This is a genomic window from Actinomycetes bacterium (assembly GCA_036000965.1).
Taxonomy (GTDB): Bacteria; Actinomycetota; CALGFH01; order CALGFH01; family CALGFH01; genus DASYUT01.
This window is the reverse complement of the sequence record DASYUT010000346.1, coordinates 17551-42644: the sequence shown is the minus strand read 5'-3', so window position 1 is coordinate 42644 and position 25094 is coordinate 17551. Positions and strand designations below refer to the sequence as shown.

General features: G+C 75.3%; 21 protein-coding genes. 10 read left to right on the top strand and 11 right to left on the bottom strand.

Translation table 11 applies throughout. From position 1 onward, the window contains the following. Positions 1-8: 8 nt before the first annotated feature. Complete coding sequence (locus VG276_30835; protein HEV8653677.1) at positions 9-689, bottom strand: Crp/Fnr family transcriptional regulator; 681 nt, start codon at positions 687-689, stop codon at positions 9-11. A gap of 97 nt (positions 690-786) precedes the next feature. Here VG276_30835 and VG276_30830 point away from each other — a divergent pair, with 97 nt between their 5' ends. Further along, a complete protein-coding gene (locus tag VG276_30830) occupies positions 787-1554 on the top strand; it encodes a Crp/Fnr family transcriptional regulator (protein HEV8653676.1) in 768 nt (255 codons plus the stop codon). A 186-nt stretch (positions 1555-1740) separates the two neighbouring features. On the opposite strand, the gene VG276_30825 is transcribed toward VG276_30830, so the two are convergent. The 3 genes from VG276_30825 to VG276_30815 all read right to left on the bottom strand — a co-directional run bounded on the left by VG276_30825 (position 1741) and on the right by VG276_30815 (position 4440). Then, entirely contained in the window at positions 1741-2907 is a 1167-nt protein-coding gene (locus VG276_30825) for a thiolase family protein (protein HEV8653675.1), read from the bottom strand. A gap of 28 nt (positions 2908-2935) precedes the next feature. Further along, positions 2936-3454 (bottom strand): peptidylprolyl isomerase, encoded by a 519-nt coding sequence (locus tag VG276_30820; GenBank protein HEV8653674.1) that lies wholly within the window; start codon positions 3452-3454, stop codon positions 2936-2938. 161 nt (positions 3455-3615) lie between these two features. Beyond that, positions 3616-4440 (bottom strand): HAD-IIA family hydrolase, encoded by an 825-nt coding sequence (locus VG276_30815; protein HEV8653673.1) that lies wholly within the window; start codon positions 4438-4440, stop codon positions 3616-3618. 557 nt (positions 4441-4997) lie between these two features. On the opposite strand from VG276_30815, the gene VG276_30810 reads away from it, so the two are divergent. Further along, positions 4998-5348, top strand: a complete 351-nt coding sequence (locus VG276_30810) for a substrate-binding domain-containing protein (GenBank protein HEV8653672.1) — start codon at positions 4998-5000, stop codon at positions 5346-5348. 61 nt (positions 5349-5409) lie between these two features. Further along, positions 5410-6624, top strand: coding sequence for a glycosyltransferase family 4 protein (locus VG276_30805; GenBank protein HEV8653671.1), 1215 nt, complete (start codon positions 5410-5412; stop codon positions 6622-6624). 77 nt (positions 6625-6701) lie between these two features. Here VG276_30805 and VG276_30800 read toward each other — a convergent pair whose 3' ends face one another. From VG276_30800 to VG276_30790, 3 genes are read right to left on the bottom strand one after another with little or no spacing between them, the layout of a single operon-like run. Next, complete coding sequence (locus tag VG276_30800; GenBank protein ID HEV8653670.1) at positions 6702-6842, bottom strand: hypothetical protein; 141 nt, start codon at positions 6840-6842, stop codon at positions 6702-6704. 2 nt (positions 6843-6844) lie between these two features. Next, complete coding sequence (locus VG276_30795) at positions 6845-8851, bottom strand: hypothetical protein (protein HEV8653669.1); 2007 nt, start codon at positions 8849-8851, stop codon at positions 6845-6847. Next, entirely contained in the window at positions 8832-9770 is a 939-nt protein-coding gene (locus tag VG276_30790; GenBank protein ID HEV8653668.1) for a DUF3068 domain-containing protein, read from the bottom strand. Before VG276_30790 ends, VG276_30795 begins: the two co-directional genes overlap by 20 nt. 164 nt (positions 9771-9934) lie before the next feature. On the opposite strand from VG276_30790, the gene VG276_30785 reads away from it, so the two are divergent. The 5 genes from VG276_30785 (at position 9935) to VG276_30765 (ending at position 17909) form a co-directional block, all read left to right on the top strand. Next, a complete protein-coding gene (locus VG276_30785; GenBank protein ID HEV8653667.1) occupies positions 9935-10825 on the top strand; it encodes a class I SAM-dependent methyltransferase in 891 nt (296 codons plus the stop codon). A gap of 218 nt (positions 10826-11043) precedes the next feature. Beyond that, positions 11044-12396, top strand: coding sequence for a hypothetical protein (locus tag VG276_30780; GenBank protein HEV8653666.1), 1353 nt, complete (start codon positions 11044-11046; stop codon positions 12394-12396). Between the two features lie 37 nt (positions 12397-12433). Continuing rightward, positions 12434-16594, top strand: coding sequence for an alpha-(1->3)-arabinofuranosyltransferase family protein (locus tag VG276_30775; GenBank protein HEV8653665.1), 4161 nt, complete (start codon positions 12434-12436; stop codon positions 16592-16594). Next, complete coding sequence (locus VG276_30770) at positions 16591-17037, top strand: hypothetical protein (protein HEV8653664.1); 447 nt, start codon at positions 16591-16593, stop codon at positions 17035-17037. Before VG276_30775 ends, VG276_30770 begins: the two co-directional genes overlap by 4 nt. Beyond that, complete coding sequence (locus tag VG276_30765) at positions 17034-17909, top strand: glycosyltransferase (protein HEV8653663.1); 876 nt, start codon at positions 17034-17036, stop codon at positions 17907-17909. Before VG276_30770 ends, VG276_30765 begins: the two co-directional genes overlap by 4 nt. A 21-nt stretch (positions 17910-17930) precedes the next feature. Here the strand turns inward: VG276_30765 and VG276_30760 are convergent, their stop codons facing one another. The 3 genes from VG276_30760 to VG276_30750 form a co-directional block, all read right to left on the bottom strand. Next, entirely contained in the window at positions 17931-19625 is a 1695-nt protein-coding gene (locus VG276_30760) for a hypothetical protein (protein ID HEV8653662.1), read from the bottom strand. A gap of 170 nt (positions 19626-19795) precedes the next feature. After that, positions 19796-20887, bottom strand: a complete 1092-nt coding sequence (locus VG276_30755) for a glycosyltransferase family 4 protein (protein ID HEV8653661.1) — start codon at positions 20885-20887, stop codon at positions 19796-19798. A 236-nt stretch (positions 20888-21123) separates the two neighbouring features. After that, positions 21124-22236 carry a hypothetical protein gene (locus tag VG276_30750; protein ID HEV8653660.1) on the bottom strand — a complete coding sequence of 371 codons (1113 nt, stop codon included), beginning with the start codon at positions 22234-22236 and terminating at the stop codon, positions 21124-21126. A gap of 200 nt (positions 22237-22436) precedes the next feature. Between VG276_30750 and VG276_30745 the strand changes: the two genes are divergently transcribed. After that, positions 22437-22610, top strand: coding sequence for a hypothetical protein (locus VG276_30745; GenBank protein ID HEV8653659.1), 174 nt, complete (start codon positions 22437-22439; stop codon positions 22608-22610). Continuing rightward, positions 22607-23905: a hypothetical protein gene (locus VG276_30740; GenBank protein HEV8653658.1), complete on the top strand. Its 1299-nt coding sequence runs from the start codon at positions 22607-22609 to the stop codon at positions 23903-23905. Before VG276_30745 ends, VG276_30740 begins: the two co-directional genes overlap by 4 nt. Here the strand turns inward: VG276_30740 and VG276_30735 are convergent. Next, positions 23878-25038: a CehA/McbA family metallohydrolase gene (locus tag VG276_30735; protein HEV8653657.1), complete on the bottom strand. Its 1161-nt coding sequence runs from the start codon at positions 25036-25038 to the stop codon at positions 23878-23880. The genes VG276_30740 and VG276_30735 overlap by 28 nt on opposite strands. Positions 25039-25094: the final 56 nt, after the last annotated feature.

Sequence of the window (25094 nt, the reverse complement as noted above, 5' to 3'; positions counted from 1 at the left end):
GTGGGGCATCATTCACCCGCCCGGCGGCGCAGTCCGTCGAGCTTCAGGATCTCGACGGACCCGCCGTTCACGCGGATGTAGCCCCGGTCCTGGAGGGCGCGCAGCGCCAGGTTCACGGTCTGCCGTACCCCGCCCACCATGTTGGCGAGCTCGGTCTGGGTGACGCGGCGGCCTCCGGTGCCGCCGTCGCCTTCGGCACTGCCCAGCTCGATCAGCTTTCTCGCCAGCCGCCCCTGCAGGTCGAGGAACACAAGATCGGCCATCTGCCGTGTCGTGCGGCGCACGATGTCCCCGAGCGAGCACAGCAGCGCGTCCACCGCCCTGGCGTCCGACCGGAGGATGTGGATCAGCTTCTCCCGGGCGATCGCGACCAGGACGGTCGGCTCGACGGTCTCCGCGGAAGCCGAGCGTGGACCGCCGTCCAGGAGGGCCAGCTCCCCGAACACCGCGGGAGGCCAGTGGCGGACCAGCTCGACGATCTCTCCCTGCTGCGAGCGCAGGTAGAGCTTCACCCCGCCCGCGGCGACGACGAACAGACGGTCGCCCATCTCGTCCTGCACGAAGACGGTCTGGCCCTTGCCCAGCGTGTACTGTATGGCGCTTTCGGCGATCTCCTCGCGAGTCACCTGGTCGAGCACGCCGAACAGGCCGGTTCGTGCCAGGAGGTCGGCCACCTGCCGAGTGTCCATGTCGGTCTTTCGTCCTCGACGGTCTCGAGCTCCGACGCGGCGACAGCCTCTCGCCAGGCGAATGGTACCTCTCGGCCGTGCCCTGACGGGCTGCGAGGTGGACCTGCTCGCCTGGTACAAATACGCTACCAGGAGGGAACAGTCGAACTCCGCAGGTCTGGCGAGTCACCCGCCCATGGATACGCAGCGCATCGCCTCTGCTCTCGCCAACGTCGAGCTCTTCGGCTCGCTGGAAGGCGGCGTGGTCCAGGATCTTGCCGATCGTGTCGGGGCAAACGCCCGCCAGGTCAAGAAGGGCGGGGCGATCTTCGTCCAGGGCGAGCCGGCAAACCGCATGTACCTGCTCCTCGAGGGCATGATCAGACTGCTCGTGATCTCCGACGACGGTGCTGTCCTCGAGCTGGCACGGCACCGGCCCCCCGCGGTCTTCGGTGAGATCGCCGTCCTCGACGGTGAAGCCCGGACCGCGTCCGCCGAGGCGATCGAGACGTCCACCGTCGTCACCATCCCCCGCGAGGAGCTGATCTGGCTCCTGCAGTCGAACGCGGACGTCCTCGACGCCCTGTTGCGCTCACTGGGCAGGATGGTTCGTCGCACGACGCGGCAACTCACCGACCTGGTGTTCCTCGACGTCGAGGGGCGGGTGGCAAGACAGCTCCTGCTGCTGGCCGACACCCCGCAGCAGGGGAGCAGGCTGCGCACCGGCCGCATCACGCAGACGGAGCTGGGTGAGATGGTGGGCGGGACCAGGCAGACGGTCAACAAGGCCCTGCGATCGTTCAAGAGACGCGGCTTCATCCGAAGCGCCGGTCTGGCATTCGAGATCATCGACCCCGAGGCGCTGCGGCGACGAGCCCATGCGTGATGCACCCGTGCCCGACTCCGCCGGCCCCTCGACCTCGAGGCCGAACGAAGCGCTGCGGCGACGAGCCATGCGTGATGCACCCGTCGCCACCGGCAGCATCACCTCCGGCAACCTGCGAGGCGCTGTGGCGACGAGCCCACGCGGGTGCACCGGCCTCCGAGGTGCGCGGCTCCGGGGGGGACGACGCTACGAGCCGAGGCGCTCGATGATGGTGGCGTTGGCCGTGCCGCCGCCCTCGCACATGACCTGGAGCCCGTAGCGGCCGCCGCGCCGCTCCAGCTCGGCGAGGAGGTCGGTCATGAGGCGGGCCCCGGAGGCGCCGAGCGGGTGGCCGAGGGCGATCGCACCGCCGTTCGGGTTCACCTTCGACCAGTCGGGGTCCACCTCCCGTCCCCAGGCGAGCACCACGCTGGCGAACGCCTCGTTGATCTCGACCACGTCGAGGTCGCCGATGGTGAGGCCGGCCCGGGCCAGGGCCCGCTCGGTCGCGGGGATCGGGCCGGTGAGCATCATGACCGGGTCGGTTCCGGCCAGGGCGAAGCTCACGAACCGGGCGCGCGGCCGCAGTCCCATGGACTCCGCGGTGTCGCGCCCGGCGATCAGCAGGGCGGCCGCGCCGTCCGAGATCTGGCTCGAGTTGCCCGCGGTGACCATGCCGTCAGGCTTGAACGAGGGCTGCAGCCCGGCCAGCTTCTCGAGCGAGGTGTCGCGGCGCACCCCCTCGTCGGCCCGGACCCAGGTCCGGCCGCCGTCCGGGACGGGCGCCTCGACCGCGACCAGCTGGGGGTCGAAGAAGCCGGCATCCTGGGCGGCGGCGGCACGTTGGTGGGAGCGGAGCGCATACGCGTCCTGCTCCTCCCGGGTCAGGCCCCACTTCTCGTTGATCAGCTCGGCCGAGATGCCCTGGGGCACGAGGCGGCCACCGTAGCGGTCGCTCACCGCCGGGCCGAACGGCACCCCCGGACCGGCCATGGTCGAGCCCATCGGCACCCGGGTCATGTGCTCGACCCCGCCGGCCACCACGAGGTCGTAGCCCCCGGCCAGGACGCCCTGGGCGGCGAAGTGGACGGCCTGCTGGGAGGAGCCGCACTGGCGGTCGACGGTGGTGGCCGGGACCTCCTCGGGCAGGCCAGCGGCCAGCCAGGCCCAGCGGGCGACGTTGACGGCCTGCTCGCCCACCTGGGAGACGCATCCCATGATCACGTCGTCCACTTGGGCCGGGTCCACCCCGGTCCGGTCGAGCAGTGCCCGCAGCGGGGCGGCGCCCAGGTCGACGGCGTGCAGCCCCGAGTAGCCGCCTCTCCGCCGGCCGACCGGCGTCCGAACCGCCTCGACGATGACGGCCTCACGCATGGGAGCCCCTTTCGCCCGGGCCGACCGCTCAGGCCGGCTGCTCGATCTCGATCCGCTCGAGGCGGATCTCCTCGCTGGGCCGGTCGGTGGCGTCGCGGTCGCTGGCCGCGATGGCGTCCACCACGTCCATCCCCTCGACGACCTCGCCGAAGATGGTGTGCTTGCCGTTCAGCCAGGGGGTCGGCACCTGGGTGATGAAGAACTGGGAGCCGTTGGTGTTGGGCCCGGCGTTGGCCATCGCCAGGTAGCCGCGCTTGTCGAACGAGCGCGGCCCGGCCACCTCGTCCTTGAAGCTGTAGCCGGGCCCACCCCTGCCGGTCCCGAGCGGGTCGCCGCCCTGGACCATGAACTGCGGGATGACCCGGTGGAAGATGGTGTCGTCGTAGAGGGGCCGCTGCTGCTCGGCCCCGGTCTGCGGGTCCCTCCAGGTCCTGGTCCCGGTGGCCAGCCCGACGAAGTTCTCGACGGTCTTCGGGGCGGTGTCGGGGAACAGGACGACCCGGATGTCGCCCTTGGAGGTCTTCAGGGTTGCGTGGGTGACTGCCATCGCGCTCGCTCCCTCGTCCTGGTACGGACCGGGGGCACCGCTTGGCTGCTCGAGCCCCCGGGCCCCTCGGTCGGGGTCGCTGACCGCCCCACCCTACCCCGACTCCACCCCGGCCGGCTCCGACTCCACCCCGGCCGGGCCAGCGGGACCCGGCCCCGACCCTACCCCACCGGGCCAGCGGGACCCTGCCCCGACCCGGCCAACAGGTCGGGCACGTCGGCTAAGCCGTCCACCTCGGCATCCGGTTCCGGGCCGTCCCCGCCCCGGGTCTGGGCCCCGGTGGCGCGGGCGCCCTTGCCGGTGCGGACCAGGACCGAGCGGGCGCCGACGGCCCGGGCGCCGGCCACGTCGGCGTCGAGGTCGTCGCCCACCACCAGGGTGCGCTCGGGCGTGCCGCCGACCGTCTCGAGGGCGAGGCGGAAGAACTTCGGCGACGGCTTGCCGAGGACCTCGGCCTCCACGCCGGTCGCGTACTCGAGCAGGCGCACCCACCCGCCGGTGTCAAGGTGCTCGCCGTCGTCGCGACGGGCGATGCGGCCGAGCTGGGTCGCGACCAGCGCCGCGCCGTCCCGGACGGCCCGGAAGGCGGCGTCCAGGTCGGCGTAGCCGGCCCCGTAGCTCGGGTCGCATACCAGCACGTGGGTGGGCCGGTCGCCTGGCCCGCACAGCACCCCGGGCAGGTGGTCGCGGACCGCCGGCGAGGCGATGGCCAGCACCCGGGGCGCCGGGAGGTCCTCGAACAGCCGGCGGGCCAGCACCACCGGGGTCAGGAAGTCGCCCTCCCCGGCCGGGACGCCCATGCCGGCCAGGCGCTCGACCAGCGCGGCTGGCGAGGTCGAGTCGGTGTTGGTGGTGAACCGGACGGTCAGTCCCGAGCGCCGGAGCCGCTCGACCGCCTGGCCCGCCCCTTGGACCGGCCGGCTGCCCACGTACACGGTGCCGTCCAGGTCCAGGAGCACGACCTCCACGCCGTCGAAGGAGCGCACCGCCGTCCCACCCCCTGCCCACGCGTCCGTGCGTACGACGCTGGCCGATCGCGACCGCCGAGTCAACCGGCTGGTGACTCCCCTCCGTGCGTCTGCCCGGCCACCGCCTCGCCGGAATGGGCGTCGCCGCAGCCTGGATGCCATGGGAGCCCGGCACCGACCGGGCCGGCCTTGCCGGGGTCGCCCCGTGGGGCCCGGCACCGACCGGGCTGGCCTTGCCGGGGTCGCCACTGGACGTTCCGGGATCGCCCCTGGACGTTCCGAGGTCGGCACGCCCAGGGCGACCGGGCAGCCCTCGCCGGGGTCGTCACGAGGTGGACACTCCGACCGGTTCCGGGGACGGGCATCGGCGTCCCGGTGACAGGGACGGCCCGGTGCGGGTGTCCAGGTCCCCGAGGGCACACGCGTGCGGCGGTCCGCGTGACCCCCCTTGGCCCTCAAGAGCCTGCTCCGGAACCGGTCGGTAGCGAACGGGGTTATATAGTCCTTGCAAGTGTGCTTGCAAGGACCACTTGCAAGAACGGCCCGGAATGGCTATGCAGGTTGAGGCGGGACGCGTGGCAGGCGATGGTTCGGTCAGGCGGGAACCAACGATCGAAGACGTCGCCAGGCACGCCGGCGTCAGCACCAGCTCGGCGAGGAACTTCTTCTCGCGCCCGGGCGTCCTGAGCGCGCCCACCCTGACCAGCCTCAGGCAGCCGGTGCGGCTGCTGGCCGAACGGGCGGTGGACATCCTCAGGTCCAGGATGGCCGACCGCCGCTTCGACGCCCGTGCGCTCGAGGTGCCCCGCCTGGTCGTGCGCGAGAGCACCCTCGGAGGAGCGCCCGACCAGCGCAGATGCCCCGATCGCCGGCCCGCGCCGACCAGGTCGGCGGGCTTCCCGGCGGAACCGGGCGAACACCCCTGACACAGCGGAAATCGTCTGTTGCAGACGGGTAGGGGCAAAGTGGGATAGGTTCGCGGCACCGATGACCGCGACACCCCTCCCGCCCCTGGCACCCGGCTCCGCCATCGACGGCAGGCGCCCGGGCGTGGTCATCCTGAACTGGCGCGACACGCGCAACCCGGAGGGCGGCGGCTCGGAGCTGTTCGTGGAGCGGGTGGCCGCCGGCCTTGCCGCCCAGGGCCGCCCGGTGACGATCGTCTGCGCTGCCTGGCCGGGCGCGCCCCGCGAGGAGCACGTCGACGGCGTCCGCATCCTGCGCCGGGGAGGACGCCTGGGGGTGTACCTGCGCGCCTTCCTGCTCTACGCGACCGGCCGGGTGGGTCCCCACGACACCGTCGTCGACGTCCAGAACGGCCTGCCGTTCTTCTCGGCCCTCTACGCGCGGGCGCCGGTGGTCGTGCTCGTCCACCACGTGCACCGGGAGCAGTGGGGGGTCGTGCTGCCCCCGCTGGCGGCCCGGTTCGGCTGGTGGGTCGAGTCCCGCCTGGCCCCCCGCGTCTACCGGGGCGCCAGGTACGTGGCCGTGTCCGAGTCGACCCGCCAGGAGCTGGTGGGCCTGGGCGTCGAGCCGGGCTCGATCGCGGTCGTCCACAACGGCATCGACCCTCCGGCCGTGGCCAGCCTGCCCCGGACGCCCTGCCCGTCGGTGTGCGTGCTCGGCCGGCTGGTCCCCCACAAGCGGGTCGAGCTGGCGCTCGAGGCGACCGCCCGGCTCCGCGGCCGGCTGCCCGGGCTCAAGGTGTCGGTGGTGGGCCAGGGCTGGTGGGAGCCGCAGCTTCGGGAGGCGGTGGCCCGGCTCGGTCTCGAGGACACGGTGGAGCTGCTCGGGTTCGTGGGCGAGGAGGCCAAGCACGCGCTGCTCGCGCGGTCATGGGTCCTTGCCATGCCCTCGGTCAAGGAGGGGTGGGGGCAGGCCGCGATGGAGGCGGCCTGGCACGCCACCCCCACAGTCGCGTTCCGTTCGGCCGGCGGGCTGGCCGAGTCGGTGGTGGACGGGCGCACCGGCCTGCTCGCCGACGACCTGGACCAGTTCACCGGCCACCTCGAGCGGATCCTGTGCGATGGGCCGCTGCGGGAGCGCCTGGGCGCCGCCGCGCGGGAGCGGGCCGCGGGCTTCACCTGGCCGCAGGCCACGGCCGCCTTCGCCAGCATCCTGGACGGGGTGGTGTCGGCGGCCCGGGTGGAGGCGCCGCCGGTCGCCCCGGTGGAAGCGCAGGGTGGGGAGGCGCGGACCTGACCGTCCCGCATCCGCGCGCCGACGCACGCCGCCAGACCGGCCCGCCGCGACCTGCTCAGCAGCCGCCGTAGACCTCGCTAGCGGCCGCCGTAGACGATGAGGTCCTGGGAGACCGGGCTCGGGCCCTGGCTGGTCACGAGCAGGACCGCGGCCAGGAAGGCGAGGGCCAGGGCCAGCGCGCCCAGGCCCAGGAAGACGCGCAGCGGGATGCCACTCATCGTCACTCCCTCCTTCGGGAACGCCAGGAATCTACCAGCCTGCGCAGTGGGCGCGCCATGGACGTCCCGCCGACCGCCCACAGGGCCAGTCCCAGCGCGACCGCGTCGGCTCCGAGCACGGCCGCGCGCGCCCCGTCGGGCCATGCCGGCACCACGGCGCCCGGCGGCCCGGCCGGGCGCGCCGCACTCCGGTACAGGGCGAGGTCGGCCCGGTCGAGCACGAGGTCGGCGCCTGCCAGCCGGGGTGGGTACCCCGACCAGCGCCCGACCTTCTCGACCAGCACCCAGCGCACCCCGGCCGTGGGCAGGCCGGGGGCGATCGCCCCGGCGCCCGTCACCAGCGGGGCGAGCCTTGGCGACCAGGGGTCCTCGCCGGGCACGGTCGTGCCGCGGAGCTCCAGGTCGTCGTTGGTCACCGCCCGGCGGTTGAAGAAGCGCTGGGCAGGCTGCAGCGACACCCGCCCGCCGTTCCACGGGAACGCCACGTAGAGCTGCCAGGGCAGCACCAGCACCGCGCCGGGCACCGGGTCGGCCTCCATCGCCGCCCGCGCCTCGGTCCAGGACGCGGGGTACCGGGCCGTGCCCAGCCGGCCGCCGGCACCCCAGGCGAGGGCGGGCAGGACCAGCACGGGGGCGGCCACCAGCAGGACGGCCGCCACCCGGCGGGTCCGGGCCGGGGCGAGCAGCCCGAGCAGCCATTCGACCCCGACCCCGAAGCCGATCGCGAGCGCCAGCGCCAGCGGGGCGACCAGCTTCTGGGCGTCCCGGACCAGGCCGCCGCCGGGGACGTGCTCGACCACCAGCGCGACCAGCCCGCGCAGCCCGGGCCGGCCCCCTGAGGCGGCGGCCACGGCCAGCCCGAGGGCGGCCGCCGCGACCAGCCCGACCGCGGCCCCCCGCCCCAGCCGGTCCGGGATGCGCCTCCAGCCGGCCACGGCGAGCACCGCGATCAGCGCGAACGCCGGCATCCACAGCCAGGAGCCCCGGCCCGGGGGCACCACGTCGGCGTTCCAGATGCCGCCGAGCGTGGCCAGGCTGCCGAGGGAGCCGAGCGGCCCGTCGGGCCGGGCCGCGAACGCGTCGACCCCGGCCGGGCGGTAGGGGACGCCGCCAGGCCGGAGCACGCTCGGCACCAACCAGGGCGCGTTCAGCACCAGGGCCGCTGCCGCGACCAGGCCCAGGCGGGCGAGCGGGGACGCCGGGCCCTGGCGCTCCCGATCTGGCCCGGCGGCCCCCCCGGGCCGGCCCAGGCGCGCGAGCGGGGACGCCGCGACCCGGCGCTCCCGGCCCGGCCTGGGGGCGACCAGGCGCAGGCGGGCGAGTGGGGATGCCGCGGCCGGGCGCTCCCGGTCCGGCCCCGTGGTCCCGGCGCGCCGGGACCACGGCGGGCAGCAGGCCACGAGCAGCGCGGTCACGCTGGCGACGACCCCGCCGGGCGGGCTGCCGCAGGCGGCGACCGCGAGCCAGGCGGCGAGCCGGCCGCCGCCAGGACCCAGGCGCAACGCGGCGGCCGCCCGCGCCACCCAGGGCAAGGCGGCGTAGGAGACCAGCAGCGCCCAGTGGCCGATGAGCAGCCGCTCGTACACGAACGCGTTCCACACGTAGAGCACGCCTGCGGCAGCCTGCCCGGCGCTGGACGCGGTGGGGGCGAGCCGGGCGGCTCCCCACCCGCCGCCGGCCAGGATCCCGGCCAGGACCAGCTTCTGCACCAGGTCGGCCGGGAGCAGGCGGCTGGCCACGGCCACCAGCAGGTCGCTTGGGACCGCGCGGGCCACCGAGGTGCCGAGCCCGAGGAGCTCCCAGGTGAACGGGATACGGGGCACAAAGACCATGTCGTAGCTCAGCACGTACCCGGGCCCGAGCAGCGGGGCGAGGATCAGCAGCGCGGCCGCGCCGACCACGAGCAGGGCGGCGGGCCGGCGGGCCGGCCGCCGGTCCGGGGCGGCGGGCCCGGCGCGCTCTCGGCTGGTCGCCGCGAGGGTGGAGCGGTCAGGCGGCCCCAGCCGCACGGCTCTCCCGGGTGCCGGCCACGCGCCGCCCCGGGCGCCGGGCCACCAGCGCCAGGCCGCCGGCGACGAGCAGGAGCCCCAGGAGCACCCCGCTGACGGGCAGCGTGGTGCTCAGCATCGTGAGTTCCGAGCGGCCCTCCCGCGCGTCGTCGAGGTTGCCCCTGACGGTGGCCTCGTCGTAGGTGAGCTTGGCGTCGACCACGGTGAGGACGGTCCTGCCCTCCTCGGTCTGCAGGGTCTGGTTCACGTCCTGCTCGGCCTTGACGATGATCCCGGTCCGGGGCTCGACCCACAGCGTCTTCACGTTGCCGTAGATGACGTTGGCCGGGACCGTGTCCCTGCTCGGGTCGCCCGCCATCTCGCCGCTGATCATGAGCGAGTCGGTCTTGATCCCGTCGAAGCGCTGTTCGAACCGGTAGACGGTGACGCCGTCGAGCTTCTCGGTGGCCATGTACTGGGCCGGGAACGCCTGCTTGGCGCCCGTGTCCCAGAAGATGTAGGTCTTCTTGGCGGTGTTGAACGGGAACTTGAACGTCAGCCCTTCGTGCCGCGGGTTCTCGCCGCAGCAGTGCACCGACTCCGCGGTGACCCGGTCCAGGGCGACCCGCTCCTGGCTTGCGGTGATGACGCCGTTGTCCTGGGTGTCGACGGTGGACGAGAAGGTGTCCCAGACCGCCGTGCTCGACGAGCCCGCCTTCACGTCGCCGCGCACCACCCGGATGTTCCGGAGCTGGGCGTCCTGCACCTCTTTCAGGGTGCTGCGGTTGAAGTAGGTCCCGGTGCCGGTGGCCACCGGCTTGGAGTACCGGTCCAGAGGCGCCTTCTGCAGGCGCGGGTACGCGTAGAACCGCTCGAAGAGCCCGAAGAACAGGAGGAAGAGTCCAACGAAGACGAGCGCGAACCCGAGTCGACGGCCCACCGCTACCTCCAGCCCTGTCGTCCCACCGAACTGCCCTGTCGTCCCACCGAACCTGATGCCGAACACTACACAAACACACCCGAAGAGAACATAGACTACCGACGTCGGGCGGCCGCCTGCGCCGCAGCGGCGCGGGCCGACGCTGCCACGACCCGGACGGAGCGATGGACCTCGACGCCTTCTCTGCCAAGCTCTCTGACCTGTTCGCGGGCGACCCGCTGGCCGGGCAGCCGGTCGACCGCCGCTTCAGCGCGGTCGTCGACGACGTGCCCGGGATGGCCACCGAGAGCAAGCTCGCCCTGCTCAACCTGGCTGCCGCCCATCTCGGCGATGGCGAGGCATACCTCGAGGTGGGGTCGTTCAAGGGCCTGTCGCTGGTCGGCGCCATGCTCGACAACCCGGGCCGGCGGTTCTACGCGATGGAGAACTTCCTCGAGTTCAACCTCGACGGCCGGGCGCTGCGCGAGGAGCTGCTGGGCAACCTGCGCCGCTGGGTCGACCTGGACCAGCTGGAGCTGCTCGAGGGTGACTGCTTCGAGCTGCTGCGGCGGCCGGGCATCCTTCGCGAGCCGGTCGGGGTCTACTTCTACGACGGGGCCCACGGCCGCCTGCCCCACTACCTGGCGCTGGGGGTTGCCGAGCCCTGGCTGGCGGACCGGGCGCTGGTGGTGGTCGACGACGCGTCGTGGCCGATCGTGACCCGGGCCACCGACCGCTACCTCCGCGCCCACCCCGGCTACCGGCTGCTGTTCGATCTGGCCGCCGAGCACGAGGAGGACCCCGTCTGGTGGAACGGGGTCAAGCTGTATGCGTTCGAGCGTCCCCCCGCCCGGCCGGAGGCCATCGGGCTGGTCCGCCCTCGGAGCTTCGACGTGGCCTGGCGGCTGCTCGCCTACGACCTGGCCTACCGGCCCGCGGTCCGGGTCGCCTGGCGGACGCTGCCGCGGCACCCGAGGCTCTGCTCGGCCGTGCTGAAGGTCGTGCCGATGTCGTCGCGGCGGGTCGGCGGCGCCCCGCTGGGCGCGTCCGGGGCCGGGGAGGAACCGGGTCGTTGACCTCGGGCGACCGGGAGCTGCCGGCGACCGGGACCGGCCTGCCCGTCGGCAGCAGTCGCGCGCCTGGGCGGCTCGGCCTCATGCGTTTCGGACGGCGGGGGCTTGCGCGTCTCAGGGGACCGGGTCTTGGGCGCCTGAGGCATCCGGGTCTTGGGCGCCTCGGGCGAGGGGGCCTCGCGCGCTCGCTCGTGCGGGCCGCGCTCGTGGTGGCGCCTGCCATGGCGGTCGCCAACGGGATGAACTACACGTACAACCTGGTCATGGCCCGCATGCTGGGCCCGTCCGGCTACGGTGCCCTCGGCGCGCTGCTGGCGCTGGTGGTGATCGGCACCGTCCCCGGCTACGCCCTGCAGGCGGTCGTGGCCCGCCACACCGCGCTCCGCGCCACCTCGCCTGAAGCGCGCGAGGCCCCCTCGCCCGAGGCGCCCAAGACCCGGATGCCTCAGGCGCCCAAGACCCGGTCCCCTGAGACGCGCAAGCCCCCGCCGTCCGAAACGCATGAGGCCGGGGACCGAGCCGTCGCCGACCTGTGGTCCAGGACGCTGACCACCGTCCTGGCCGTGGGGGTCGGGCTCGGGCTGGTCACGGTCGCGGCCGGGCCCTGGCTCAGCGGCTATCTCCGCCTGGGCTCGGTCGCGCCGATCCTGTGGCTCGCGGTCGCCGTGGCCCCGCTCCCGGTGCTCGCGGCCGTCCAGGGCATGCTGCAGGGTCGGGAGCGCTTCGCCGCGCTCGCCGCCGTCCTGCTCGCCGCGGCCGCCGGCAAACTGGCCGCCGGGATCGGCCTGGTGCGGGCGGGCGGCGGGGTGAGCGGTGCGCTCGCCGGCGCGGCGGCCGGCTCGCTGCTGGCAATGCTCCTGGCGCTGGCCTTCGTGCGCCCGACGCTTGCCGGGGTGGAGACGGCCCTGGGTCGCGTGCGCACCACGCCCGGCTTTGGTCGCGCGCGCACCATGCCCGGCCTCGGTCGCCTGCTCCCGCTCCGCATCGGGCGCGAGGTAGTGGGGGCGGCCATGGCCATCCTCGGCCTGCTGCTGCTCGCCAACGTGGACGTGCTGCTGGCCAGGCACTACCTGGGCGGGGACGAGTCGGGGCTGTACGCGGCCGGTGCGGTGGTGGCCAAGATCGCCTACTGGGCGCCGCAGTTCGTGGTCACCATCGTCTTCCCCCGGCTGTGCACCACCGGCGACCGCAGGCGGCTGCTCGGCCGGGCCGCTGCCGCCATGGCCGGGTTCGGCGCGCTGCTGGTGGCCGGCGCGGCGGTCGCACCGCAGCTGGCCGCGACGCTCCCGTTCGGGCAGGCCTACCTCGCCGTGGGCCCGGCGCTGCCGTTGTTCGCCGCCCTCGGCACCTGCCTCGCCCTGGTCCAGCTCGTGCTGTTCTCCGGGATCGCCACGGCCGACCCCCGCCTGAACCGGGTCCTGCTGGCCGCGGTGGTGGCCGAGATCGGCCTCGGCTCCGTGGCCCTGCACGGTTCGGTGCTCCAGATCGTGGGGGTGGCGCTTGGAGGGGCCGGGACCGTGCTCGTCTCCGGCTGGCTCGTCGAGCGCCGGCCCCGTCCGGGTCCGGGCCGGTGAGCCCGGCGGGCGCAGGAGGAGCCAGGGGGGTGCGCCAGTGAGCGAGCTGCGGCGGCTCGACCGGCCGATCCGGCCGACCAAGCCGGACCGCCGCCCGGGGTGGCTCCGGAGGCGGCTTCCCGACCAGCTCACCGAGCCGGTCGCCTACCTGGCCTTCGCCGCGCTCGCGCTCGCCGTCCTCTTCCTCACCGACCGGGGCTTGTTCACCCCCGACACCAAGCCGGAGCTGTACCTGGCGCCGGCGCGGGCCCTGGGTACGGCCCTGTCGACCTGGTCGCCCGACCCATACCTCGGCCAGCCCAACTTCGACACCGGCCTCGCCCCGGCCGCCCTCGCCCTGGCCGGCCTGCGCGCCCTGGGCGCCGAGCCCTGGCTCGCCGTGCGCCTGTGGCGGGCGCTGCTGCTGCTCGCCGCCGGGTGGGGCGCGGTCCGGCTGTTCCACGAGGTCGCGCGCGACGGTGCCGACACAGGTGGGGCGAGCGCCGGTGCCGACACGGGTAGGGCGAGCGCCGGTCGCTCGAACGTGGCCGGGCGGGTGACCGCCGCCGTGGTGTACGTCGCCAACCCCTACGTGGTCGTGGCCGGGGCGACCAACCCGATCCTGGTGCCCTACGCGTTCCTGCCCTGGCTGCTGCTGGCGCTCGCCCGCAGCGTGCGCCGGCCCCGGTCGTGGCGCGCGCCGGCCGCCTTCGCGCTCGCCTTCGCCCTCTGCGGAGGCATGAACGCCGGCGTGGTCCCGTTGTTCATGCTGCTGGCCGTGCCCTGCTACCTCGCGTACGAGCGGCACGCCCTTGGCACGGCATGGCGCGACCTCGGCGCGGCCACCGGCCGCTGCCTCTCCCTCACGCTGCTCGTGTCGCTGTACTGGCTGGTGCCGGCGGCGCTGGCCAGCGCCAGCGGCGCGGCCATCGCCGCCACCACTGAGACCCCCCGCGACGTGGCGGGAGCGTCGTCCTGGGCCGAGACGCTCCGCCTGCTCGGCCTGTGGACCCTGTACGGCCGCACGGGCGACCAGCCGTTCCTGCCCGGCCTGGTCACCTACCTGACCAACCCGCTGGTGGTGCTCGCCTCCTTCGCGGTCCCGGCCGCCGCGGCCGCGGCCGCCCTGGCCTCGCGGGCCAGGGCCAGGGCGCTGTCGGCCTACCTGCTCGCGGTGGCCGCGCCGGTGATGGTCGGGCTGTTCCCGCCGGGCGCACCCTCGCCGTTCGGGCGGCTGCTCGAGGCCGCGTTCGAGCGGCTGCCAGGGGCGATCGCGTTCAGGACCACCAACAAGGCCGGCGCCCTGGTCGCGCTCGCCCTGACCCTGCTGATCGCGCTCGGCGCCGCCGAGCTGGCCGTCTGGCTCTCGACCAGGAGGACGGGCGGGGGCGGGCGGCGGGCGCTCCACGACGGGCGGGCGCTCCACGACGGGCGGGCGCCGTACGAGCGCATGGCCGGGGCGGTGGTGGCCATGGCGGTCGTCCTGGCCGTGGCCGTCCTGCCCGCCTGGACCGGCGGGCTCAACCTGGCCGGCTACCGGATCCCCGGGTACTGGCGGCAGGCGGCCAGCGACCTCGACCGCGGGCCGGCGTCGACCCGGGTGCTGATGCTCCCGGGCCAGGTCCAGGCGGACTACCGCTGGGGGATGCGCGGTCCCGACGACCTCGACGGCTCGCTGCTGGCCAGGTCGTCGGTGCTGCGCTCCACGGTCCCCAACGGCTCCCGCGAGCAGGCCAACTTCCTCGCCGCCCTCGACGTGGCCCTGGCCACCGGCGCCCCCGACGGGACGGTGAGCGCGATGGCTCGCTACCTGGGCGCCAGCGAGGTGCTCGCCCGCTACGACCGGGTCTGGGAGGCCGAGGGGGGCGCGCCGCCGTCGGCGCTGGCCGCCGCCCTCCGCCGCGACCCGGACCTGCGCCGGGAGGCCTCCTACGGCCGGCCCGGCGAGCACACCGTCGCACCGGCGGGCGCCGCGGAGGGTGACGCCGCGCTCACCCCCCTCGAGCGCTGGTCGGTGGCTCGTGCCCGGCCCGTGCTGCGGACCGAGCCGGCCCAGGGCGTCGTGCTGGTCGACGGGGACAGCTTCGCCCTGCCGTCGCTCGGGCGCCTGGGGCTCCTGCGCGGCCAGCCGCCGTTCCGGCTGCTCGGGTCGGCCAGCCTCGACGAGACCGCGCTGGCCCTGGACGACGGCGCCCGCATCGTGCTCACCGACTCGAACCGGCGCCGGGCCTGGGACACCCACCGGGCCGGCACCTCGTACTCCCCGACGCTCCGGGCCGACCAGCCGGTCGCCTCACCCACCTCGGGCGGCGGGCCGGGCGCCTCCCTCACCCTGTTCGACGACCCCGCCGACCAGAGCGTGGCCGAGCTCGAAGGCGCCCGCGCGGTGACCGCGACCAGCTCGGGCATCCCCTTCGGGCTGGCCCCCTGGGGCAAGCCCGCGCTCGCGTTCGACGGCGACCCCCGGACGGCCTGGGTCACCGGTGCCTACGGGACCGCCGTGGGCCAGTCGATCACCATCGAGTTCGGCCGGCGGGTGAAGGTCTCCCGCCTCACCCTCCGCCCCCTGCAGGGCAGCCCGGCCCAGGTCTCGAGCGTGCGGATCAAGCTCGACGGCCGCACCCAGGACGCCCAGGTCCCGGCCCAGCCCGAGGTCGTCGTGCCCGTGCCGGAGACCGAGACCTGGGGCGCCACCGTCGAGATCACCGGGGTGCGGGGCGGGGCCGGCCTGAACCCGGTCGGCTTCTACGAGATCGACATCCCCGGGGTACGGGTCGCCGAGGGCGTCCGCATGCCCGAGCGTTTCCGCGAGCTGGCCGGCTCGCTCGACAAGGGCGCGGGCAAGCGGCTCGCCGCCACCCCTCTCGACGTCGTCATGACCAGGGCGGCCGGGGACCCGGGGCAGGCCGGCGACGACGAGGAGCGGGTGGTCGACCGCCGCTTCTGGCTGCCCGACGAGCGCTCGTTCGGCGTCGCCGGCCGGGTGACGGCCGGCCCCGGCCTGCCCGAGCCGGTCGTCGACCAGCTCGCGGGCCTGCCCAATGAGGTGGTGGCGCGCTCGTCGTCGCTCGCGTTCGACTCGCTGGAGGTGCGCGCCTCAGCCGCGTTCGACGGCAACCGGGACACCGCCTGGGTCCCGGCCGGTCGCGGGCCTGGGGAGCGGATCGAGGTCTCGTTCCCCGAGCGCGACCTCGACCACGTCGTCGTCAGGCAGGACGTGCCAGCGTCGCTCAAGGACCGGCAGGGCGCCGACGTGGCCGTCCAGGCCGAGCTGTCGATCGACGACGGGGAGCCGCGCCGGGTCCGCCTGCACTCCGGGGCGGCGCGGATCGACTTCCCCAAGCGCCGGGCGAGCCGGCTCCGGCTCACCATCATCGAGGTCGCCGGCCTCGGCGGCGGGGTGCGAATCAGCGAGATCGAGGCCCCGGGGGTGGAGCTCCGGCCCGCCAGGCCTGGGCCGCTCAAGGGCTGCGCGCAAGTGGCCAAGGTCGACGGCGCCCCGCTCCGCCTCGCCGTGAAGGGCACCTTCGAGCAGCTCGTGAACGGGGCCGCCCTGGCGGTGGGCCCGTGCCCGGGGGAACCGCCGCTGCGCCTCCGGGCCGGGGAGCACCGGCTCAGGGCCGAGCCCGGGTGGCTGATCGACCTGCTCGGTCTCTCCTCCACCGGCGACGGCGACGGCAAGGCGCGCAGAGCCCAAGGGGCGGCTCCGGCCCCGCCCCGGATCACCGTCACCTCGGCCACACCAACCCGGACCACGCTGACCACCGAGGCTGCGGACGGCCCTTACTACCTGGTGCTCGGGCAGGGCTGGGATCCCCGCTGGCGCGCCACGATCGACGGGCTGCCGCTGGGGCCGCCGGCGGTGGTCGACGGGTACTCGGCCGGCTGGCGCATCCCGGACACCCGGGCCCACCTGGTCGCGATCGACTTCGCCCCGCAGCGCTGGGCCCGGCTCTCGCTGGTTGCCTCCCTGGCCGGGCTCGCCCTCGTGCTGGTCCTGCTCGCCGGCGTGGGCGCTGTCCGGCGCGGCCGGGAACCGGAGGCGCGCGTCCGCGTGCCGAGACGCGTCCGCGTGCCGAGAGGGGGAGGGGAACCGGAGGCGCGCCTCGGCGTGCCGAAGGAGGGAGGGGGACCGGAGGCGCGCTCCCGGGAGGCACGCCTGGCCCTGCCGGGAGGCACGCCTGGCCTGCCGGACGGCAACGAGGGTGGGGGCGCATGAGCGGGCGGCTCGGGCCGGCGCTGCCCCTGGTCGCGGTGCTCTGGCTGCTGGGCGGCTGGGCCGGGCTGCTGGCCGGCGTGGCCATCGCGGCCTGGGACTGGTTCAGGGCGCCGTCCCCGCGCCAGCTCCTGCGCCTCTCGCTGGTGCTGTTCGGGCTGGTCCCGCTGGCCGTGCTCGCCCGCGGCCTGCCCACGCCGGCCACGGTCAGCCCGGACTTCGCCAGCGGCAACCCGGTCGCCCACGGCCTGGCCGGGGCAGCCCTGGCCCTGCTCGTCCTCGGGATCCTGCGCGACGTCCGGCCGCCCGAGCGGCTCCCGGACCGGCCGGGCGAGACCGCCACGGGCGAGACCGCCACGGGCGAGCGCCGCAGCCTGGCCGTGCGCAGGCCAGCGCCCGAGCTGGACCCCTACGTCGAGCGCCCAGGGCGCGGAGCCGACCGGTGAGCGCCGGCCCGGCCGCACCCGGGAGCGCGGGGCGAACCGGCGCTCCCCTGGTGTCGGTGGTGGTGCCCACCCGCGACTCGGGGCGGACCATCGAGGCCTGCCTGCGCGCGGTGCGGGCCCAGACCCACCCGGACATCCAGCTGATCGTGGTCGACAACGGCAGCTCGGACGCGACCTGGCCGGTTGCCGCGCGCCTGGCCGACGTGGTCCTCCGGGCCGGCCCGGAGCGCAGCGCGCAGCGCAACGCCGGCATCGCCCGGGCCGCCGGCGACTGGGTGCTCTGGATCGACTCCGACATGGAGCTGGCGCCCGACGTGGTCGAGCGGTCGCTGGCCGCCGCCCGGGACGCCGGGGCGACCGGCGTGTTCGTCACGGAGGCGAGCACCGGCTCGGGCTTCTGGGCCCGCTGCCGCGCCCTGGAGCGACGCTGCTACGCGGGCGAGCCCCGGATCGAGGCGCCCCGGCTGGTGGCAACCGCCTACCTGCGCCGGACCGGCGGCTTCGCTACCTGGCTGGCCGGCACCGAAGACGCCGAGCTGCGCAACCGCATGCTGGCCGACGGCGCCGGGCTGGCCAGCGCCGACGCGCTGATCCTCCACGACGAGGGACGGCTCTCCCTGCCCGGCGTGGTCCGTAAGCGCTTCTACTACGGCAGGGGGCTGCCGGCCTACCGCCGGGCCCACCCGGGGGCGGTGTCGGCCCAGGCGGGCGCCACCGCCCGCGCGATGTGGCGCCAACGCCGGCTGCTGGCCGCCGATCCGCTCCACGCCCTGGGCGTGGCCGTGCTCCGCGCCTGCGAGGCAGCCGCATGGGCCGCGGGCGCGGCCGTGGCAGCGGCGGGATCCACCCGACCATGGCACAGGCGCTCTTGAGGGGTCATGGGCGGACACACGTCAGCCGAAGCGGATCAGCATCGGGCACTGACCTGCGGAAACGCCGGCGCTGGCCCGCTCGGCCTCGGTGAAGGCGGCACACGGGTGCGCCGGCGGGGCGGCCAGGCGCCCGCCGTGCTGCCGCGCGCTCCGCACCCAGACCGGGATCATTTGCTCCTCGTGACTGAGCAGGACCCATGCCCGCCGCGTGCCAGCGGGCACCCTGTCCAGCGCCTGCTTGACGAACTTCGGGGTCCGCCCCTTAGCCACCACCAGGCGCCGGTCGTCCGGGAAGGCGACCTCGAACCGGATCGTCCTGGCTCCCGAGGCGGGCACGAACGTCGGCTGCTCCGACCCGTAGTAGGCCCACTGGTAGGCGGCCATGCTGCCGAGCACGACCACGTCGCCGGGCCGGCGCAGCTCCTGGACGAGCCGGATCTGGCCCCTGACGTTCTCGTCGAACATGGAGACCCTGGCCGCCTGCCTCGCCTCGGGAAGGAAGATCGCGCCCGCCCCGACGAGCACGGCAAGCCCGAGCACGGCCGTGCCGCGCCAGCGCAGGGCGAGGCTGGCCAGGGCAGCCACGCCCAGGGCGGCCAGCACGGTGGCCAGCACGGTCAGGAACATGCTGGTCCGCGCCTCGAGGAACGGGTAGCGGCGCTGCATCGCGGCGACCCCGACCTCGACCACGAGGATGGGCAGGACGAGCGCGGCCGCTGGCGCCCCGGCCCGCCAGAGCGCGGCCACCCCGGCCACGAGCAGGGCGAGCGCGAGCGGCCAGGGCCCGAACCCGATCGACTCGATCGCGATGACCGCCCGCGGGGCGATGAACCGCCACGCCTCGTCCCAGCCCTCGGTCGACGGGATGAACCGCCCCTTCCAGTACCGCTGCATGTCCACGCCGTTGCTGGCCGCGACCGACGCCCGGTAGATCCAGGCGTCGGCGACGGCGACCACGGCACCGGCCGCGGCGACCCAGCCGAGCCGCCGCCAGGCCAGCCGGGCCAGCGAGGTCAGCGCGAGCCCGCCGAACACGGCCGCGGTCACGAACAGCGCGGTGTTGGCGACCAGCAGCGACACCACGGCGACGGCCGCCGCGACGCCCAGCCGTACCGGCGACCAGCGCCGCTCCACCCAGGCGACCAAGGCGACGAGCAGCAGCGCGGTGAACGCCTCGGCGCTGTACTGCTTGAGGTAGGGGTAGCTGAGCGCGGTGGGGGCGAGCACGGCGGCCAGGCCGGCCACGGGCGGCCCGATCCAGCGCGCCCATGACGGGCGGCGGGCAGCCCGCCCGGCCGTGACGGGGTCGCGGGGCTCGGGCCCGAGCTGCCGCCCCAGGAACCAGGCGGGAACTGCGCCTGCCACGGCGAACACCAGCGGCAGCAGCCGGTAGCGCTCGGCATCCCCCCAGCGGGGCACGGCGCGCAGCAGCACGGTCCAGCCGATCGGCGTCGACAAGCTCACCAGGCGGAGCTGGTCCCAGGGTGCCCGGGTGGAGTCGGCCACCCAGCTCTCGTCGAGCCAGAACGGGTGGGTGAACAGCCGGGAGGGGTGCCGGACGCGGGCCGCGAGCAGGGCGAGGGCGACCATGGCGAGCACCTCGGCGCTCCAGAGGACCCATCGTGGCAGGCTCGCCGCCGCGTCCCACCCCGTCCACCTGGGAAGACCCCCGAGGGAGCGGCCGTCGTGCTGGGGCCGCGGATCATCGACGGCCATGTCACCTCCCGGCCCCTCCGCGCCGACTCCTGGAGTAATAAGAGGGCCGACGACGCCAAGAGGTTGCAAGGTACCTGAATCGAGAGCTTTCTGTTACCCGCGAGGATCCATGTCGTCGCGGCAGACCCCGAAATCGCCGCCGCCCTTCGCGGCGGACGGGCGGCGACCGGCTACCCGGCGGCGAGGCGGAACGCCTCGCCCATGCGTGCGCACTGGCGGCGCAGCTCGTGCCGGTCGAGCACCATGCGCCGGTTCTCCTGGCCGACCCGGGCCCGCCTGGCCGGGTCGGCCAGGAACCCGAGCAGCGCCTCGGCCAGGGCCTCGGTGTCGTCGGGGACGCGCTCGTTGGGCGGCCGGACGGCCTCGTGGTTGGAGCCGCAGGCGGTGGTGACGACCGGGAGGCCGCTGGCCATCGCCTCGACGTAGGCCAGTCCGAACTGCTCGTTCCAGACCCGGGTCGGCCGCGGAGCGGTGACGAACACCGCCGCCCGCCGCAGCTCCCGGGCGACCCCCTCGCGGCCGGTGACGCCGAGGAAGCGGACCCCGCTCCCCGTCCGGGCCGCCTCGCGGCGCACCAGCCCTTCCAGCGGGCCGCAGCCGGCCACCCGCAGCTCGGCCTCGGGCAGCCTCCCGCGCACCACCCGGAAGGCCTCGAGCACCCGGTCGATGCCTTTGTTGGCGGCGAGTGGGGAGACGAAGGCGGCGACCGGCTCGCCCACCGGCGCCCCGGGTGGGTGGAACAACTCGGTATCGACCCCGGGGAGCACGACCCGGCAGCGCTCCTCGGGCAGGCCGAGGGCGACGCAGTGGTCGCGGGCGGCCTCGACGAAGCAGAGGAACAGGTCGGCGGAGCGGGCCCGGCGCACCGCCTGGCGGTAGGGCGGCAGCCGGTACAGGGGCGTGTCGGGGTCGTTGGCCCAGACGAGCACCGCCTGGCGCTGCCCCCGGCGCCTGGCCAGCGCGCTCGCCTGCCCCGTGACCAGGCCGCAGAGCTCCAGCGAGGCGAGCCACTCCTGCCCGTCGAGGATCGGCGCCGGGATCGAGCCGAGCCCCCGGAGCCAGGCGAGCGCCCCCGCCTCGACGAAGCGCCTGGTCGGCTGGTGATACGGGCGGTGCACGAAGCCGACCGCCTCGGCCGGCCGCGGGCTGCCGACCGCCTCGGGAGGCCGTGGGCTGCCGACCGCGGTGACCACCGCCCCAGGCATCAGCGACAGCCAGTGCAGCTCCCGCCAGGGCCGTTGTCCCGGGAGCATGAACCACATCAGCGGCAGCGGCGGCGGGTCCTGGTCCAGCGGGATCCCTCCCGAGCGAGTCGGCAGCCGACGGGGGACATCTTGCCGCAGCCTTCGTTCGCGTGGGGAAACTCGCTCTGGCGGCGAGCGCCGGCCTTGGTCACCGTCCTCCCCCACGGCCCCCTGCCCCCCGCGCCGGTGCCATGGCCAGGCGGCTCCCACCACCCCACGGCCCCAGAGAGCGCCGGTGCCATGGTCGGGTGGGGTCAGTACCAGTGGTGGGCGAGCCAGAACGCCATCGCCGCCTCGGCCGTGCCGTAGCGGTCGCGGACGTAGGCCCGGAAGGCGGCGAGCTGCTTGGCGCAGTCGCTGGTGGCGTAGTCCGCGCCCAGGTGGCGCAGACGCTGGTCGAGCAGGAGCTGCCCGAGCCCAAACGCCGTCGACCCTGGGTTCTGGGCGCTGGGGTAGCCGCTCGACTCGTGCTCGATGATGAACCGCTCGGCGGCGGACATGCCGGTCAGGTCGCAGCGGACGCCGCCGTGCACCGAGGCCCTCCCGGTCCGGGCCAGGGCCGCGAGCACCAGGGCCCGGTGCGCGGCCTCCCGGCGGCGCTGCTCCGCGGCCACGGCCTGGCGTACCGCGGCGTCTGCGGCGTCGAGCAGCGCCTGCCCGGTGGCCAGCTCGGCAGCCAGCTCGGCCCGGCGGGCGGCAAGGCGGCCCTGCTCGACCCGGAGGTCGGCCTGGCTCCGGCGCAGCTCGGCCAGGGCCAGCTCTACCCTGCCGGTGGCCACCTCGACCACGAGCAGGTCGCGCTGGCCGCCGCGCAGGGTCTCGGCCATGGCCCGGCGCGCCATCTCCAGCCCGGCCGGGTCGGCGACGTACAGCAGGGGCTCGAACGGCGCCAGCGGCCCTTGCATGTAGAGGTGGCGGACCTGCTGATCGTATCGATCCCTGGCGTCGCCGAGCACCCGCTCGGCCTCGTCCAGCTCGCCTTGGCGCACCGCCGCGGTCGCGGTGAGCAGGTCCGCCCGTGCCTGGGCCGCGTCGGCGGCGGCGGCCAGCCTCTCCGCCCGTTCGGCCACCTCACGCACCCGTCGGCGCAGCTCCGCCGCCTCGGCCTTCGCGGCGGCCTCGCCAGCCGGCGCCCGGAGCACGCGCGCCGCGCTGCCAGCCGGCGCCCAGAGCACGCCCGCGGCGCTGCCAGCCGCTACCCGGGGCACGCCCGCGGCGCCAGCAGCTGGCGACCAGGCACCAGCGGGCGACCAGGCGAGAGCAGGCAACCCACGGCCCGGCGGGTCCGCCAGGGCGGGAGAGCCGGTCAGGACGGCGACGGCGGCCAGGACGGCCGCCAGCAGGACGGGGGTCGATGGTCTTCGCACGTCGCGCTCCAAGCGGCAGGCAGGCGTCGACTGGACGGCGAAGCCGACGCGGCTGGACGGCGGAGCCGGCCCGGGCCGCCATGGCGGACCGGGCCGGGGACCGGGTGCTCCTCTCGCCCCTTCGGTGAGATCGAGGCAAACTTGAGGGATCGGCGGCACCCGACCGGGGCCGCCCCGGGATCGAGCGACAGGACGCACCGGTGACCGAGCACTGCCAGGACGACCTGCCGGCCCTGCTGACCGGCGAGCTGCCGCCCGCCGCGCTGGCAGCGGCCACCCGTCAGGCCGCTCTCGAACTCGCGCGGGACCGAGGCGCCCCGCTGGTGCTGTTCGACCGCTCGCCCGAGCTGTACCTATCCTGCACGCCATCGTGACGACAGGGACCAGCCGAGACGCCTCAGGGACCAGCCGAGACGCCCCGGGGACCAGCCGAGACGCCCCAGGGACCAGCCGAGACGCCCCAGGACGGCCTGCGCGCCCCTTCTTTTCTGGGCGGCCGGGCGTCGCGGCCACGCGGGCCGAGGCGGTCCAGGCTGCCGGGGTCGCGGTCGCCCTCACCGCTGCCTGGCGGCTGGTTACCCCCCTGGTCGGCCAGCCCGTCTGCTGCGACGCCGGCCACTACCTCGAGATGGCGGCCGACCCGGGCCAGGCTGTGATCCGGCCCTACAGCTCGAGGGTGCTCGTGCCCTGGCTGGTCCACCTGCTCGGCGGCGAGCCGGCCACCACCTACCATGCCATCTCTCTGGCCTGCCTGGCCGCCAGCGGCCTGCTCGTCTACCTGCTGGCCCGGCGGCTCGGTGCGAGCCACGGCTGGGCGCTGGCGGCCACCGCGGGCCTGCTGTGCAGCCGGGGCTGGGTCTTCTACCTGTACGACCCCTACCTGTCCGACCCGGCCGCGTTCGCGCTGCTCGCCGGGGCGTTCCTGGCCCTGGTCCGGGCCCGGCCGACCTGGCTGGTCGCGCCGTTGCTGGTGCTCATGGCGGGCACCCGCGAGCTGTTCGCCGGCGTCGCGCTGCCCGTCTACGCCTGGCTCGCCTCCGGCCGCCGCCTCGACCGGGCTGCGGCGCTGCGCACGGCCGCGCTGCTGGCACCGGCCGTCGTGGCCTTCGTGCTCGTGCTGGCGTACGCACCCAGCCTGCCGTCGGTCGAGTACTCGCAGTCGCCCGCCACCGTGCTCGGGCACGTCCTGCGCACACGCATGGACCAGGACGGCCCGTTCTGGCTGGGCAGCGCGTTCGCGATGTCGCTGGGCGTGTGGTGGCCGCTGGCCGTGGCCGGCCTGGGGTCGGGACCGGTCCGCCGCCTGGCCTGGTGGCTGGCGCCGGTCTTCGCCAACTTCCTGATCGGCTGGGACTGGTCCCGCTACGCGCTCTACGCGTTCCCCGTGGTCATGCCGGCGGCTGCGCTCGCCCTGGCCCGGTCGCCCCGCCCACGGCTCCTGCTCGGCGTGGTCGCGCTGCAGGCGCTCCTCCCGCTGGCCGACCTCGCAGCCGGCAAGCCCCAGCTCAACCGCGCCGGCCCGTCGCTCGCGATCTCCCTGGCCCTGACCGCCGCGGTGAGCGTGCTCCTGCTGCTCGACCGGGGCCGCTCCAGGTCCCCGGCCCTGGTCTCCCGAGCCGGGAGCGACCCGCCCCAGGCGGGTCAGGCCGGGGCGTCGGGCACCAGGTAGAACGGGCTGGTGTAGGCGACCGCGTCGCCGGCGGCCAGGAACTCGCCCCTGGCCCTGGGGTCGGCGGGCTCGGCCGGGTCGGTCACCCGCAGGACGACCCAGGAACCGTCCGCGGCGTCCACCCGGACGTCGAACGTGAGCGGCAGCTGGTCCGGCCGGGGCACCTTGACCTCAACCGACTCGGTCACCACGGGCATGGGCCAGCCCGGGCGGAGGACCTGGACCAGCAGCGGCCGACCCCACCAGCTCGGGCCGCGGTCGACGTCGAGCTGGAAGCGGACCGGGCCACGCCAGTGGGCGAGCAGGCCGCCCATGGGGGTGCGCCCGGCGACCGCATCGAGGCGGAGCCCCGCGAGCCGGGTCGCGAAGCAGCGCCGGTCGAGGAGGGCCGCATGCACCCCAGAACGGGTGAGCGAGCCGACGTGCAGGCCGGTGCGGCCCTTGCCCGGCTCGAAGCCCCAGTTGGTGCCGTGCTCGTCGCTCACGCCGGTGAGCCCGGGCCGCCAGCCCGCCTCGAGGCATTCGACCAGGGGAGACGGCCATCCGGCGTCGGTGCCCTCGAACAGGTAGTCCTCGTCGCGGTTGAAGATCTCGAACGACACCAGCCGGGAGGCGACGGCTGGGTCGAACGCGAAGCCGGAAAAGCGGCCCACCTCCCGCCCGGGGTGGTTGAAGCCGGCCAGGCTGGCCAGCCTGGGGGACGGAGCCCCCGGTGCAGGCTCGGCAAGCCAGCGCCACAGGGGCGCGACAGACGGGCTCGCCGTCGCCCGGGGGTGCAGGTAGTGCTGGGAGAACCACACGTTCACGTGTCCGAGCCACGGGTGGGACCACTCGAACCCCCGCAGGGAGACGAAGGCCCCGTCCTCCCTGGCCTGGTCGGCCAGCTGCTTCAGGCGCCGCCAGGCCGCCCGGTCGATCGAGTCGGGCGGTGGGTGGGCGGTCAGCTCCTCGGCGGTCAGCTCCTCGGGCGCGATCGCGGCGTGGTCGGTGATGGCGGCGACGTCGAGCCCGGCCGCGCGCATGGAGTCGAAGGCGCGGCCGGGCTCGCCGTCGCCGTCGGAGATCAGCGTGTGGTTGTGCAGGTCGGCGTGGACGAGCCGGGTCTCGGGGGAGAGCGGGGAGGCGCGGTTCACCCGCGCGCCGGGCACGGGTGGACGGGGCCCGCCGGAGCGGCGGAGACGTTCCCGGG